Source organism: Streptomyces sp. LMG1-1-1.1, from assembly GCF_040815545.1.
Taxonomy (GTDB): domain Bacteria; phylum Actinomycetota; class Actinomycetes; order Streptomycetales; family Streptomycetaceae; genus Streptomyces.
This window is the reverse complement of record NZ_JBFPNH010000054.1, coordinates 152,190-166,083: the sequence shown is the minus strand read 5'-3', so window position 1 is coordinate 166,083 and position 13,894 is coordinate 152,190. Positions and strand designations below refer to the sequence as shown.

Annotated in this window: 11 protein-coding genes; 4 read left to right on the top strand and 7 right to left on the bottom strand. The window is 72.4% G+C overall.

Features of this window, described 5'->3' with window-relative positions:
• Positions 1-93 precede the first annotated feature (93 nt).
• A complete protein-coding gene (locus MRBLMG1_RS28625; protein ID WP_367827023.1) occupies positions 94-1,110 on the top strand; it encodes an MsnO8 family LLM class oxidoreductase in 1,017 nt (338 codons plus the stop codon).
• Positions 1,111-1,163: 53 nt separating this feature from the next.
• Positions 1,164-3,542: an ATP-binding cassette domain-containing protein gene (locus MRBLMG1_RS28620; protein WP_367827022.1), complete on the top strand. Its 2,379-nt coding sequence runs from the start codon at positions 1,164-1,166 to the stop codon at positions 3,540-3,542.
• Positions 3,543-3,558: 16 nt separating this feature from the next.
• Here MRBLMG1_RS28620 and melC2 read toward each other — a convergent pair whose 3' ends face one another.
• The 5 genes from melC2 to MRBLMG1_RS28595 all read right to left on the bottom strand — a co-directional run bounded on the left by melC2 (position 3,559) and on the right by MRBLMG1_RS28595 (position 8,510).
• On the bottom strand, positions 3,559-4,386 hold the full coding sequence (gene melC2 / locus MRBLMG1_RS28615; protein WP_367827021.1) for a tyrosinase MelC2: 828 nt from the start codon (positions 4,384-4,386) through the stop codon (positions 3,559-3,561).
• A 23-nt stretch (positions 4,387-4,409) separates the two neighbouring features.
• Positions 4,410-4,799: an apotyrosinase chaperone MelC1 gene (gene melC1, locus MRBLMG1_RS28610; RefSeq protein ID WP_367827020.1), complete on the bottom strand. Its 390-nt coding sequence runs from the start codon at positions 4,797-4,799 to the stop codon at positions 4,410-4,412.
• 294 nt (positions 4,800-5,093) lie between these two features.
• Complete coding sequence (locus MRBLMG1_RS28605) at positions 5,094-5,843, bottom strand: succinate dehydrogenase/fumarate reductase iron-sulfur subunit (RefSeq protein WP_367827019.1); 750 nt, start codon at positions 5,841-5,843, stop codon at positions 5,094-5,096.
• On the bottom strand, positions 5,840-7,783 hold the full coding sequence (locus MRBLMG1_RS28600) for a fumarate reductase/succinate dehydrogenase flavoprotein subunit (protein ID WP_367827018.1): 1,944 nt from the start codon (positions 7,781-7,783) through the stop codon (positions 5,840-5,842). The genes MRBLMG1_RS28605 and MRBLMG1_RS28600 overlap by 4 nt, the downstream gene beginning before the upstream one ends.
• Position 7,784: 1 nt before the next feature.
• Positions 7,785-8,510, bottom strand: a complete 726-nt coding sequence (locus MRBLMG1_RS28595; protein ID WP_414721667.1) for a succinate dehydrogenase — start codon at positions 8,508-8,510, stop codon at positions 7,785-7,787.
• Positions 8,511-8,606: 96 nt separating this feature from the next.
• On the opposite strand from MRBLMG1_RS28595, the gene MRBLMG1_RS28590 reads away from it, so the two are divergent.
• Positions 8,607-9,494: a LysR family transcriptional regulator gene (locus tag MRBLMG1_RS28590; RefSeq protein ID WP_367827017.1), complete on the top strand. Its 888-nt coding sequence runs from the start codon at positions 8,607-8,609 to the stop codon at positions 9,492-9,494.
• Between the two features lie 79 nt (positions 9,495-9,573).
• Here the strand turns inward: MRBLMG1_RS28590 and MRBLMG1_RS28585 are convergent, their stop codons facing one another.
• Positions 9,574-11,739: a putative bifunctional diguanylate cyclase/phosphodiesterase gene (locus tag MRBLMG1_RS28585; RefSeq protein WP_367827016.1), complete on the bottom strand. Its 2,166-nt coding sequence runs from the start codon at positions 11,737-11,739 to the stop codon at positions 9,574-9,576.
• Positions 11,736-12,548, bottom strand: coding sequence for an SAM-dependent methyltransferase (locus tag MRBLMG1_RS28580; RefSeq protein WP_367827015.1), 813 nt, complete (start codon positions 12,546-12,548; stop codon positions 11,736-11,738). The genes MRBLMG1_RS28585 and MRBLMG1_RS28580 overlap by 4 nt, the downstream gene beginning before the upstream one ends.
• 543 nt (positions 12,549-13,091) lie before the next feature.
• Here MRBLMG1_RS28580 and MRBLMG1_RS28575 point away from each other — a divergent pair.
• Positions 13,092-13,838, top strand: coding sequence for a hypothetical protein (locus MRBLMG1_RS28575; RefSeq protein WP_367827014.1), 747 nt, complete (start codon positions 13,092-13,094; stop codon positions 13,836-13,838).
• Positions 13,839-13,894: the final 56 nt, after the last annotated feature.

Sequence of the window (13,894 nt, the reverse complement as noted above, 5' to 3'; positions counted from 1 at the left end):
CGTCAATAACTGATGCAGCGTCATTTGATGATCTGTCAGAAAAGACCGGACGACGCCAGGGAATCCTTCCCGACCCCATGTGGTTCACCCTGCGTGAGCACTTTCCCCGACGGCATCCGCTTCTCCGTCCTCGACCGCTCCCGCACCCGGGAGGGCGAGGACGCCCCTCAGGCGCTGCGCGCCACCGTGGACCTCGCCCGGGAGGTGGAGGCCCTCGGCTACCACCGGTTCTGGGTGTCGGAGCACCACGGCGTGCCCGGGGTCGCCGGTGCGGCGCCGACGGTGCTGGCCGCCGCCGTGGCGGCCGCCACGTCCGCCGTCCGGGTGGGCACCGGTGGGGTGATGCTCCCGAACCACCGGCCGATGGTCGTGGCCGAGCAGTTCGGCGTCCTGGAGTCGCTGTTCCCCGGCCGGATCGACATGGGCGTCGGGCGTTCGGTGGGCTTCACGGACGGCGTGCGGCGGGCCCTCGGGCGGGACAAGGACGAGGTCGACCGGTTCGCGGAGCAGCTCGCGGAGCTCCTCGGCTGGTTCACCGGCGAGCAGACGGCGCACCCCCAGGTGCACGCCCACCCGGCGGAGGGGCTGCGGGTGCCGCCGTTCGTCCTCGCGACGGGCGAGGGTGCGGCCATCGCCGCGTCCTCGGGCCTGCCGCTGGTCATCGGGGACCTGCGGAGCCGGGAGCGGCTGCTGGCCGCCGTCGACACCTACCGTGCCGGCTTCCGGCCCTCCCCGTGGGCCGCCGAGCCGTACGTCGTCGTCGCCGGCACGGTCGCGGTGGCGGCGACGGAGGCGGAGGCCCGGCGGCTGCTCGTGCCCGAGGCCTGGTCCCTGGCGTACTCGCGCACCCGCGGTGTCTTCCCGCCGCTCGACGCGCCCGAGCGGATCGAGACCCTGTCGATGACGGGGAAGCAGCGCGACTTCTACGAGGCGGGACTGCGCGGCCATGTGCACGGCACGGAGGAGCAGGTGGCCGCGGCCCTCGCGGAGGCCGTGGAGGAGACCGGGGCGCAGGAGGTGCTGGTCACCACGAGCACGTACGACCGGGCGGCCCTGAGCGCGTCGTACCGGGGGCTCGCGCGCGCCGTCGGCCTGACGCCGCGAGCGTGACACCGCGACCCCGCCGACCAGGGCAAACGGTCGCCAGTGGCTAAAATCGGACCATGCACGACAACCCCCACGATCCGTACGTCCGCGTCCGCGGTGCCCGTGAGCACAACCTCGTCGGGGTGGACGTCGACATCCCGCGGGACGCCCTCGTGGCGTTCACCGGCGTGTCCGGCTCCGGAAAGTCCTCCCTGGCCTTCGGCACGATCTACGCGGAGGCGCAGCGGCGGTACTTCGAGTCGGTGGCGCCGTACGCGCGGCGGCTGATCCACCAGGTGGGGGCGCCGGCGGTCGGCGAGATCACCGGACTGCCGCCGGCGGTCTCCCTGGAACAGCGGCGTTCCTCGCCGAACGCCCGCTCCTCGGTCGGTACAGTGACCACCCTGTCGAACTCCCTGCGGATGCTGTTCTCCCGGGCCGGGCGGTACCCCGAGGGCGCGGAGCGGCTCGACTCGGACGCCTTCTCGCCCAACACGGCCGCCGGCGCGTGCCCTTCGTGCAGCGGTCTGGGCCTGATCCACGAGACCAGCGAGGAACTCCTCGTACCCGACCCCGATCTGTCGATCCGTCAGGGCGCCATCGCCGCCTGGCCTGGCGCCTGGCAGGGGAAGAACCTGCGGGACGTGCTCGACGCCCTCGGCCACGACGTGGACCGGCCGTGGCGGGAGCTCGACGCGAAGGACCGGGAGTGGATCCTCTTCACGGAGGAGCAGCCCGTCGTCACGGTGCATCCGGTACGGGAGGCGGACCGCATCCAACGTCCCTACCAGGGCACGTACATGAGCGCCCGCCGCTATGTGATGCGGACCTTCTCCGACTCGAAGAGCCCGTCCCTGCGGGCGAAGGCGGAGCGGTTCCTGACCAGCGCGCCCTGCCCGGTGTGCGGCGGCGGCCGGCTGCGGCCGGAGGCGCTCGCGGTCACGTTCGGGGGCCGGAGCATCGCGGAGCTCGCCGCGCTGCCGCTGACGGCCCTGTCCGCGCTGCTGTCGGCGGCGGGCACGGCGGGCGGGGCGGCGGCGGACGACGGGGCGACGGCGCGGGTGCTCACCGCCGACCTGGTCGCCCGGATCGGCACCGTCACCGAACTCGGCCTCGGCTACCTCAGTCTGGACCGGGCGACGCCCACCCTGTCCAGTGGCGAGCTTCAGCGGCTGCGGCTCGCCACCCAGCTCCGTTCCGGGCTCTTCGGCGTGGTGTACGTGCTCGACGAGCCGTCCGCCGGTCTGCACCCCGCCGACACGGAGGCGCTGCTCGTGGTCCTCGACCGGCTCAAGGCGGCCGGCAACTCCGTCTTCGTCGTCGAGCACCACCTCGACGTCGTACGGCACGCCGACTGGCTCGTGGACGTCGGGCCGCGTGCCGGAGTACACGGCGGGCGGGTGCTGCACAGCGGTCCGCCCGGCGGGCTCGCGGACGTGGAGGCGTCCGCGACCCGGCGCTTCCTCTTCGACCGGGCGCCGGTGCCCGCGCGGGAGGTCCGCTCCCCCGCCGGCTGGCTGCGGACCGGTCCCGTCACCCGGCACAACCTGCGGGCGGTGGACGCGGCCTTCCCGGTCGGCGTCCTCACGGCCGTCACCGGAGTGTCGGGGTCCGGCAAGTCGACCCTGGTCGGCGCGCTGACCGAAGGGGTCTCCGGCGCGGGCCGGCTCGTGACGGTGGACCAGCGGCCGATCGGCCGGACACCGCGCTCGAACCTGGCCACGTACACGGGCCTGTTCGACGTCGTGCGGAAGCTGTTCACGGAGACGGACGAGGCGAAGGCCCGCGGCTACAAGGCGGGACGGTTCTCCTTCAACGTGCCCGGCGGTCGCTGCGAGACCTGCCAGGGCGAGGGATTCGTCTCGGTGGAGCTCCTCTTCCTGCCGAGCACGTACGCGCCCTGCCCGGACTGCCGCGGCGGCCGCTACAACCCGGAGACCCTCCAGGTGCGGTTGCGCGGGCTGACGATCGCCGAGGTCCTCGATCTGACCGTGGAGTCGGCCGCCGCGTTCTTCGCGGACACGCCCGCGGCCGCCCGGAGCCTGGCAGCACTCCTCGACGTCGGCCTCGGCTATCTGCGGCTCGGGCAGCCGGCCACGGAGCTGTCCGGCGGAGAGGCCCAGCGCATCAAGCTCGCCTCCGAGCTCCAGCGGCCGCACCGCTCCCCCACCCTGTACGTCCTCGACGAGCCGACGACCGGGCTGCACCCGGCCGACGTCGAGGTCCTGATGCGCCAGCTCCACGGCCTCGTGGACGCCGGCCACTCGGTGATCGTCGTCGAGCACGACATGGACGTCGTGGCCACCGCGGACTGGGTGCTCGACCTCGGCCCCGGTGGCGGCGACGAGGGCGGCCGGGTGGTGGCGGAGGGCCCTCCGGACCGGGTGGCGCGGGCGGCCGGCAGCCGCACCGCGCCGTATCTGGCCCGGGCCCTGGGGTTCGACGGACGGTCCTGAGATCCCTGCTACGGGGTCAGGCCGCCGTGTCGAAGGTGTAGTGGCGGGTGTGGTCGAGCATGTCCGCCGGGGTCACGTCGTTCCACGGGCGCATGGTGTCTCCGAGGTCGACGACGTTCGGGGTGCCGGCGGCCGGCAGGTACGTCGACCGGGGGTGACGGGCCTGCCAGTCGGCCCACAGCTTGTCGATGAACGCGTGGTGCAGCCAGAACACGGGGTCGTTGGGGGAGACCCCGGTGCCCATCTGGCCGCCTACCCAGACGTGGACGCGGTTGTGGAGGTTGACTCCGCGCCACCCCTCCAGGTGGTTGCGGAACCCGTCCGACGAGCTGTTCCAGGGCGCCGTGTCATACGTCTCCATGGCGAGGACGGAGTCCACTTCGGCGCGGGTGGGCAGCTGGCGGCCGCCCGCGCCGAGGTCGCGCCGGAGGAAGTCGCGCCCGTCCACTCGGACGTTGATCGTCCAGCGGTTGCCGGCGCGGGCGAACGGGCCGTCGGTCACCCGGCCGTCCCGGGCCCGCCCGGTGCCGCCAAGGAAGTCGGGCGCCCAGAGGGAGGAACGGGAGGTGCGGTCAGCCGTCCAGTCCCAGTAGGGGAGCGTGACGGCCGGGTCGACGGACCGCAGCGCCTCCTCGAACTGTATGAGGAAGCGCCGGTGCCAGGGAAGGAACGACGGCGACCGGTGGCCGACGCGGTCGCCGCTGTCGGTGTCGCTCATGATGAAGGCGTTGTGCGTGGTGACGAAGGTGTCGTACCGCCCGGAGCGCTTGAGCTCCAGGAGCGCGTCGACGAAGCGCCGCTTCTCGTCGGCGGTGAGGGTGGCCTGGTTCTTGCGTACGGTCATGCCGGTGCCGCTCCTGGATCGGATCAGGTGAGGGTGAGGGGTACGAGCGGGGCGCCCTGGAGTTCCCGGACGGCCGCGCGGGCCAGCGCCTTGGGCGTGGCGACGGGCTCGTAGTGGTTGATCACGCTGATCCAGGTGCCGTCCGCGTTGCGCATGACGTGCAGTTCCCGACCGTCGATCGTCACGGAGTAGCCGCCTCCGTGGTGTCCCCCGTGGTGGCCGCCGCCGTGCGAGGGGCCGCCCTGGATGCGGCGGCCCTGGTAGACCTCGTCGAAGGAGGCCGGGTCCGGGCCGGCCGCGGGAGCGCCGGCCCGGGGTGCGGCGGCGGCGTGGCCGGCCAGGGCGAGGCCCGCGGCGGCGCCGGCCGCGCCGGCCGCGACGCCGAGTGCCCGGCGGCGGGTGATGCTGGACATGAAACCCCCAAATGGTCTGTGCGACCGGGGGGTCTGGTCGTGTACCCCCCGGCGGTCCTCATCAGTACCCGGGGGTGTCGGCGGGGCGGAAATCACGTACGACCGGTTGGCCGTGAAGTGGACAACATGCCACGGTAAGTACAGGTTTGAACGGAGTTGATCTTGCTGTCGCACACGACAGGAGCACCCCGGAGCGAAGATCTTACGGAGAGGATGATCATTCCGTGAAGGATCTTCGGTTCCGGGGTGCGCGGCGTGGGCCGGCTCACGCCGCCAGAGTGTCCTGAAACGGCCTCAGCCCCGGGTGGCCTTCCGTCGCGCCCGCAGCCACTCCCTGTTCATCGCCGCGATCGACGGCAGCGGGATCCCCTTCGGGCACGCCGTCGCGCACTCCCCCGTCAGCGTGCAGCCGCCGAAGCCCTCGGCGTCCATCTGGGCGACCATGTCGAGGACGCGGGTCTCGCGCTCGGGCGAGCCCTGCGGCAGGACGTTGAGGTGGTTGACCTTGGCCGAGGTGAAGAGCATGGCCGAGCCGTTGGGGCAGGCCGCCACGCAGGCCCCGCAGCCGATGCACTCGGCGTGCTCGAAGGCGGAGTCCGCGTCGGCCTTGGGGACGGGGGTGGCGTGCGCCTCGGGGGCGGACCCGGTGGGGGCGGTGACGTAGCCGCCGGCCTGGATCACGCGGTCGAAGGCGCCGCGGTCGACGACGAGGTCCTTGACGACGGGGAAGACGGACGCGCGCCAGGGCTCGACGTCGATCGTGTCGCCGTCGCGGAAGGAGCGCATGTGGAGCTGGCAGGTGGTGGTGCGCTCGGGGCCGTGGGCGTCGCCGTTGATGACGAGGCTGCACGCCCCGCAGATGCCCTCGCGGCAGTCGTGGTCGAAGGCCACGGGGTCCTCACCACGCAGGATGAGGTCCTCGTTGAGGGTGTCGAGCATCTCCAGGAAGGACATGTCGGCGGAGATCCCGTCCACCTCGTAGGTGGCCATGGCGCCCTCGGCGGCGCCGTTCTTCTGGCGCCAGACGCGCAGGTTGAGCCTCATGCGTAGCTCCGCTGGGTGGGGTGGACGTACTCGAACGCGAGGTCTTCCCGGTGGAGGACGGGGGCGCCGGCGCCGCCGAACTCCCAGGCCGCCACATAGGCGAACTGCTCGTCGTCGCGGGCGGCTTCGCCGTCGGGGGTCTGGGACTCCTCGCGGAAGTGCCCGCCGCAGGACTCGGCCCGGTGGAGCGCGTCGAGGCACATGAGCTCGGCGAGTTCCAGGTAGTCGACGATCCGGTTGGCCTTCTCCAGGGACTGGTTGAACTCCTGTCCCGTGCCGGGGACCTTGATCCGGCTCCAGAACTCCTCCCGGATCCTCGGGATCCGGTCGAGGGCGGTGCGCAGGCCCGCCTCGGTGCGGGCCATGCCGCAGAACTCCCACATGAGTTCACCGAGTTCGCGGTGGAAGGAGTCGGGGGTGCGGTCGCCGTCGACGGCGAGCAGGAGGTTCAGCCGGTCCTCGGTCTCGGCGAGCACCTCCCGTACGGCCGGGTGGTCGTCGGTGACGGGCTCGGCGTGAGGGTGGCGGGCGAGGTAGTCGTTGATGGTCGCCGGGAGGACGAAGTAGCCGTCGGCGAGGCCCTGCATGAGGGCGGAGGCGCCGAGCCTGTTGGCCCCGTGGTCGGAGAAGTTGGCCTCGCCGACGGCGAAGAGGCCGGGCACGGTGGTCTGGAGGTCGTAGTCGACCCAGAGTCCGCCCATCGTGTAGTGCACGGCCGGATAGATCCGCATGGGGACCTCGTACGGGTTCTCGGCGGTGATCCGCTCGTACATGTCGAAGAGGTTGCCGTACTTCTCCTCGACCGCTCCCCTGCCCATGCGTCGGACGGCGTCGGCGAAGTCCAGGTAGACGCCCTGGCCGCCGGGGCCCACTCCCCTGCCCTCGTCGCAGACGTTCTTCGCGGCGCGGGAGGCGATGTCACGGGGGACGAGATTGCCGAAGGAGGGGTAGATCCGCTCCAGGTAGTAGTCGCGCTCGTCCTCCGGGATGCCGGCGGCGGGGCGGGTGTCGCCTTTGGCCTTGGGGACCCAGATGCGGCCGTCGTTGCGCAGCGACTCGCTCATCAGGGTCAGCTTGGACTGGTGGTCGCCGGTGCGCGGGATGCAGGTGGGGTGGATCTGGGTGAAGCAGGGGTTGGCGAAGTACGCGCCGCGCCGGTGGGCCCGCCAGACGGCGGTGGCGTTGGAGTTCATCGCGTTCGTCGACAGGTAGAAGACGTTGCCGTAGCCGCCGCTGGCGAGGACCACCGCGTCCGCGTAGTGGGTGGAGATCTCGCCCGTGACCAGATCGCGGGCGACGATGCCGCGGGCCCGCCCGTCGACGACGACCAGGTCGAGCATCTCCGTACGGGCGTGCATCTCGACGTTTCCGGCGGCGATCTGCCGGGACAGGGCCTGGTAGGCGCCGAGCAGCAGCTGCTGGCCGGTCTGGCCGCGGGCGTAGAAAGTGCGGGAGACCTGTACGCCGCCGAAGGAACGGGTGTCGAGGAGTCCGCCGTACTCGCGGGCGAAGGGCACGCCCTGGGCGACGCACTGGTCGATGATCTCGACGGAGATCTGGGCGAGGCGGTGGACGTTGGACTCGCGGGCGCGGAAGTCGCCGCCCTTGACGGTGTCGTAGAAGAGCCGGTGGACGGAGTCGCCGTCGTTGCGGTAGTTCTTGGCGGCGTTGATGCCGCCCTGGGCGGCGATGGAGTGGGCCCGGCGCGGGGAGTCCTGGAAGCAGAACTGGACCACCTGGTAGCCCTGTTCGGCGAGGGTGGCGCCGGCGGAGCCGCCGGCGAGGCCGGTGCCGACGACGATGATCCGGTGCTTGCGGCGGTTGGCGGGGTTGACCAGCTTGGCCTGGAAGCGGCGGGTGTCCCAGCGTTCGGCGACGGGACCGGCGGGGGCGGCCGCGTCGACGACCGGTTCACCGGTCGTGTAGTCGAGGAAGCTCATGTCAGCTCACCACTCCGGTCATGACGGCGACGGGTACGGAGACGAAGCCCACGGTCAGCACGAGGGCGAGGCCGTCGGCGAGGGCCCGCAGCAGGCGCTCGCGGCGGGCGTTGCCGACGCCCAGGGTCTGGGCGGCGCTCCAGAAGCCGTGGCGGACGTGCAGGCCGACGGCGAGCATGGCGACGATGTAGACGACGTTGCCGTACCAGGTGGAGAAGGTGTCGACGACGTTCTGGTAGGGCTTGCCCTCCTCGAAGCCGCCCGCGTGGACGGTTCCGGTGGTCAGGTCGAGGACGTGCCAGACGATGAAGAGGGCGAGGACGATCCCGCCCCAGCGCATCGTGCGCGTGGCGTACGAGGCGCGCCTGCGGCGGTGGACGTACGCCGTGGGGCGGGCCTTCAGGTCGCGCCGGCTGAGCTGGTAGGCGGAGACGGCGTGGGCCGCGACGGCGGCGACGAGCACGATCCGGACGAGCCAGAGGGCCCACTCGCGGTGGAGGACGGGTGCGCCCATGACCCGCAGCCAGTGGCCGTAGGCGTTGAACTCCTCGGGGCCGAAGAAGACCTTCAGGTTGCCGGCGACGTGCGCGACGAGATAGCCGAGCATGATCAGCCCGCTGACGGCCATGACCGTCTTCTTGCCGAGGGTCGATGACCAGAATCCGCGTGACGGGGCGGGGGACGGCGGGCGGCCCGCCGTCCGGTCCCTCGTGGGTGCCAGAGCCATGCGTACGACGCTAGGGCCGAAGGGCCCGAGAGGTCCAAGACATGGTCCGGCTGATCTCGATAGGCCGCACCTATCCATGTCGCCTACGCTGGGCACATGCAGTTCCAGCAGCTCCTCTACTTCGTCGCCGTCGCCGAGACCCGGCACTTCACCCGGGCCGCCGAGCGCGTCCACGTCTCGCAGCCCTCGCTGTCCCAGCAGATCAAGGCGCTGGAACAGGAGTTGGGCGCGGAGCTGTTCAGCCGGGCCCGGGGGAACATCACGCTCACCGACGCGGGCGAGGCACTGCTGCCGCTCGCGCGCCGGATCCTCGCCGACACGGAGACCGCCCGCCTCGAAGTGCAGGAGCTGGCCCAGCTGAAGCGGGGCCGGGTGCGGCTCGGCGCGACGCCGAGCCTGTGCACGGGGCTCCTGCCGGACGTCCTGCGGACCTTCCACGACCTGCACCCGGGGATCGAGCTGCTCATCGAGGAGGGCGGCTCGCACGACCTCGTACGGGAGCTGGCGCGCGGAGCGCTCGACCTCGCGCTCGTGGTGCTGCCGCTGCCCACCCCGTCACCGGCCCTGACCACGGTCGAGCTGCTCCACGAGGACCTGGTCGTGGTCTCCGCCGCAGCGGCCCCGCCACCGCGCCGGCCCGTGCGGATCACCGACCTGCGCGACCAGCCCCTCGTCATGTTCCGCCACGGCTACGACCTGCGGGAACTGACCGTCGGCGCCTGTCGCGCGGCCGGCTTCGAGCCCACCTTCACCGTGGAGGGCGGCGAGCTCGACGCGGTCCTCGGTTTCGTACGCGCCGGCCTCGGACTCGCGGTCGTACCCACGATGGTCGCCGCCCGCGCGGGCCGCGACCTCCGGGTGACGGCCCTCGCCCGGCCGGGCCTGCGCCGCACCATCGCCCTGGCCCACCGCAGCGACGTGGCACCGCCGAGGGCCGCGCGCGAGCTCCAGAGGCTCCTCATGGCCTCCCGCCGGGGCGCGTGACCACCTCCGGCCGCCACGGTCCCGGGCGGCTCGCGGCGTCCTGACGCCTCTCCGCGAGGCGCGAGCGGCGACCGGTGGCTCAGACCGCGTCCGCCAGGAGGAGGGAGTGGATGCGGTCGGGGGCTCCGGGGCGGGCGTAGTACCAGCCCTGGGCGGTGTCGCAGCCGAGGTCGCGGAGCTGGCGGGCCTGGGCGCCGGTCTCGACGCCCTCGACGGTGACGGCGAGTTCGAGACTGTGGGCCAGGGAGACGATCCCTTCGACGATCTTGAGGTCGACCGGGTCCACGGGGTGCTGCTGCATGCCCCGGGTGAAGGAGCGGTCGAGCTTGAGGACGCTCACCGGGAGACGGCGGAGGTTGGCGAGGTTCGAGTAGCCGGTGCCGAAGTCGTCGAGCGCGATGTCGACGCCCATCTCGGCGAGCTGCCGCAGCGGCTTCAGGAGGTCCTCGTCGGCTCCTATGAGCGCGGACTCGGTGACCTCCAGGCAGAGCGCGCCGGGTTCGAGGCCCGACCGTTCCAGGACGTCCACGGTGTCGGCGACCAGGCGCGGGTGGTGGAGCTGGGTCGGGGACAGGTTGACGTTGATCCGCAGCGGTCCGCCGTCGGCGTGCCGCGTCTGCCAGAAGCGGGCCTGGCGCACGGCCTCCTGGAGCACCCAGCGGCCGAGGGGCACGATGAGGCCGGTGTCCTCGGCGAGCGGGATGAAGCGGTCGGGGCCGAGCACCCCGTGCTGCGGGTGGCACCAGCGGACGAGCGCCTCGGCGCCGTGCACGCTGCCGTCGTCGAGGTGGACGAGCGGCTGGTACTCGATGAAGAACTCGCCGCGCTCCAGGGCGGTGGGCAGGGCCGTGGTGAGCCCGTGCCGGGTGATGGCGCGGGCGTCGGCCTCGGGGTCGGCCAGCTCGAAGCGGTTGCCGCCCGCGGACTTGGCCCGGTACATGGTGATGTCGGCGCTGCGCAGCACCTCTGCCGGGGTCCGCTCCCCCGCCGGTCCCTCCACGACGCCGAGGCTGCCGCGGACGGTCAGTTCGCGGCCGTCGATGCGCAGGGGCGTGGCGAGGGCGGCGAGGATGCGGTCCGCGAGTTCGGTGACGTCCCGCTGGCCGCCGGGGGCGGTGGTGAGGGCGACGAACTCGTCGCCGCCGAGCCGGGCCACCATCTCGCCCGCCCCGGTGACGCAGCTCTGCAGCCGGTCGGCGACCTCGACGAGCAGCCGGTCGCCGGCGGAGTGGCCGAGGCTGTCGTTGATGACCTTGAAACCGTCGAGGTCGAGGTAGCAGAGGCCGAAGCGGGCGTTGTCGCCGGGCACGAGCGCCTTCTCCAGGCGCTCGAAGAACAGGGTCCTGTTGGGCAGGCCGGTGAGCGCGTCGTGGGTGGCCTCGTACCGCAGGCGCAGGTGGAGCAGGCGCCGTTCGGTGGTGTCCTCCAGGAGGGCCAGCTGGTACTGGGGCCGGCCTTCGGCGTCGCGGAGGAGCGAGACGGTGAGGTTGGTCCAGAGCACCGTGCCGTCGCCCCGGTAGTACGGCTTCTCCACGCGGTAGTGCTCGCGCTCGCCCCGGACCAGCTCCTCGTACAGCTTCCAGACGTGCGGACCGTCCTCCGGGTGGGCCCACTCGCTGACGTTCTTGCTGCGCATCTGGCCCTCCATCCCGCCGAACATGCGGGTGAGGGTCTCGTTGATCTCCAGGATGTTGCCGTCGAGGTCGGCGATGCCGATGCCGATGGCCGCCCCGTCGAAGACCGCGCGGAAGCGGCTCTCGGTGGCATGCAGGGCGATCTCGGCGGCGCTGCGGGCGGCGAGCGCGGAGCGGGCGATGGCCTCCTGCTCCGCGCGCGTCCGCTCGCGCAGGGCCTGCGCGTAGCCGGTGGCCATGGCGTGCTGGAGCCGGGCGCAGCGGGCGCGGAGCTCCTCGGCCGGCAGGTCCGACTCCGTTCCGCAGTAGAGCACCAGGTACGAGTCGACGACGCCGAGGCTGCGGCCGAGCGCGTCCGGGTCGGTGCAGTGCGCCTCGATCAGGGCCGCTCCGGTGCGCAGGGCCGGGGCCGTGTCGAAGGGCCGGGCGTGCAGCGCGTCGCACAGGGTGCGCGCCAGCGGCAGCAGGTGCCCCTCGAATTCGGCGCGGGTCAGCGAGGTGGCCGTCACCGGGAAGATCGCGCGGCTCCAGATGGTGACGAAGCGCCTGAGCCTGTCCTCCGGGCCGTCGGCCTCCGCGAGTGCGCCGGTCGGCTGCGACGGGACCTTCACGCTTTGCGCCCCACCCCTGCGAAGCCGGAGAAGGCGTAGGGGTCCTCCTCCTCGACCGGGCTCTCCGGTCGCCAGAGGGGCATCGGGACGAGGCCGGGCTCGACCAGTTCGGTGCCCTCGAAGAAGCGGGTGATCTCGCGGCCGGAGCGCATCACCAGGGGGTTGCGGATGTTCCGGTAGACCCCCACGGTGCCGTCCGCCTCCCCTTCCAGGAGCGGGATGCCCTCGTAGGAGGCGTGGGTGACGACGACGAGGCTGCCGGGGGCGAGGGCTTCGACGAGTTCGGCGACGGCCTCGTACGGGCGGTCCTCGTCCTCCAGGAAGTGGAGGACGGCGACGAGGAGCAGCGCCACCGGCCGGTCGAGGTCGAGGAGCCGGGACGCCTCGGGGCTGTGGAGGATCTCGGTGGGCTTGCGCAGGTCGGCGGCGACGACCGCGACGGACTCGTCACCCTCCAGGACGGCGCGGCTGTGCGCGACGGCGACCGGGTCGTGGTCGACGTAGACGACCCGCGCGGAGGGGTCGGCCGCCCGGGCGACCTCGTGCACGTTGCCGAAGGTGGGTATGCCGGAGCCGATGTCCAGGAACTGGGTGACGTCGTTGTCAACGGCGTGGCGGACGGCGCGCCGCATGAAGGCACGGTTCGCCTGCATGATCTTGGGCAGGCCAGGCATGAACTCCATGGCCTTGCGCGCCGCTTCCCGGTCCACTTCGAAATTGTGCGAGCCGCCCAGATAGAAGTCGTACATACGGGACACGCTCGGTATCGAAATGTCGATACCAGGCGGAGCCCAGGCGGGACGCTCCATCAATGTCTCCAACAAGTCGCCACGGGGGATGCGGCCATGTGTTCGCGGCCGGTGTTCGAGGTGAGGCTACTGATCGCCCGCCGGGAGAGCGAGTAGAAACGGAAATTAGCGATCCGTTCTTGGTCACACGCCATTGGCACGTGCTCCTGGAACGTAGAGTTCACGCCTTCAGGCTGTGCAAATTCACGTGCATATGATCGTGCGTCGGCTACTCCGACGACGCCGCTCATCACCCGACGGTGGCCCAGGTCCCGTCCGTACCTCGGTCGTTGCCGCCGTCGGGACCCGGTCGCCGGTGCAGGATGCCCCGTTGACCGCCCGGTCCGACAGGGCGACAACCGGACACTTCTCGTTCCGGAGGCCGGAACGTCCCTTCTCGGCCCGCCGTCCGGAATCAGGGGGGCGCCGATACCGGGCATGGTGCCGAATCCGTCTACGACACACGGCGAAACGTCAAGTCCCCACAACCGGAGATCCCCTCCATCCGGCGAATCCCCGGCGTTTCCGCCACGGCGCGCCGCCCGTGTGATCAAGCTCGACGGCGTGCCTCTGTACGGATCACTCCTCGCGCGGCCGCTGGCGGCCCTGGGACTGGTGTGGCTTCTCGCCTCACCCGTGCCGGCCGCCGCCGACGCCTGCGCTTATGCCACCACCGACCAGGGCGGCTCGACCATCGCGGTGGCCGTCGCCGGCGACGGCCCCGACGACGGCGACGGACGGGCCGACAGCCGGAGCCGCGGCCGGGGCAACGGCCCCGGTCACGGCGGCGGCGACAACGGCGGCGACGACGGCCGCGGCAAGGGCCACGACAAGGGCAAGGGCAAGGGTCACCAGCACCACCACCCGAAGCCCTGCCACCCCGAGCCGCCCCCGCCGTGCCCGTCGCCCACACCGACGCCTCCGCCCTCCCCGACCCCGACGCCCGAGCCGCCGAAGCCCTCCCCGACCCCGACGCCCACACCGAAGCCGGAGCCGCCCCCGCCGCCGCCCGCGCCCGAGCCCCTCCCGCCCCGGCCCGCACCCAAGCCGCCGACCACCAGGCCCGCGCCCCGGCCGGTACCGCCGAAGCCCGCGCCGCCGACCACCAGGCCGCCGGAGCCCGCGCCCGCACCGCCGCCTCCGCCGACCGCCCGCCCCCGGCCGCCGGCCCCCACCCCGGTGGCGATGCCCCACTACCGCCCCGTCACGCAGACCAAGCGGGAGGGAGGCACGTCGGTCGTCACCGCGACGCTGATGATCACCGCCCCGGCCGTGCTCGCGACGGCGATCCTGCGCCCCCGGTCCAGATGACCCGCCGCCCGCCTGATCCGCCGCCCCGCCCGTCCCGCAGGGCCGCCGTCCCGACG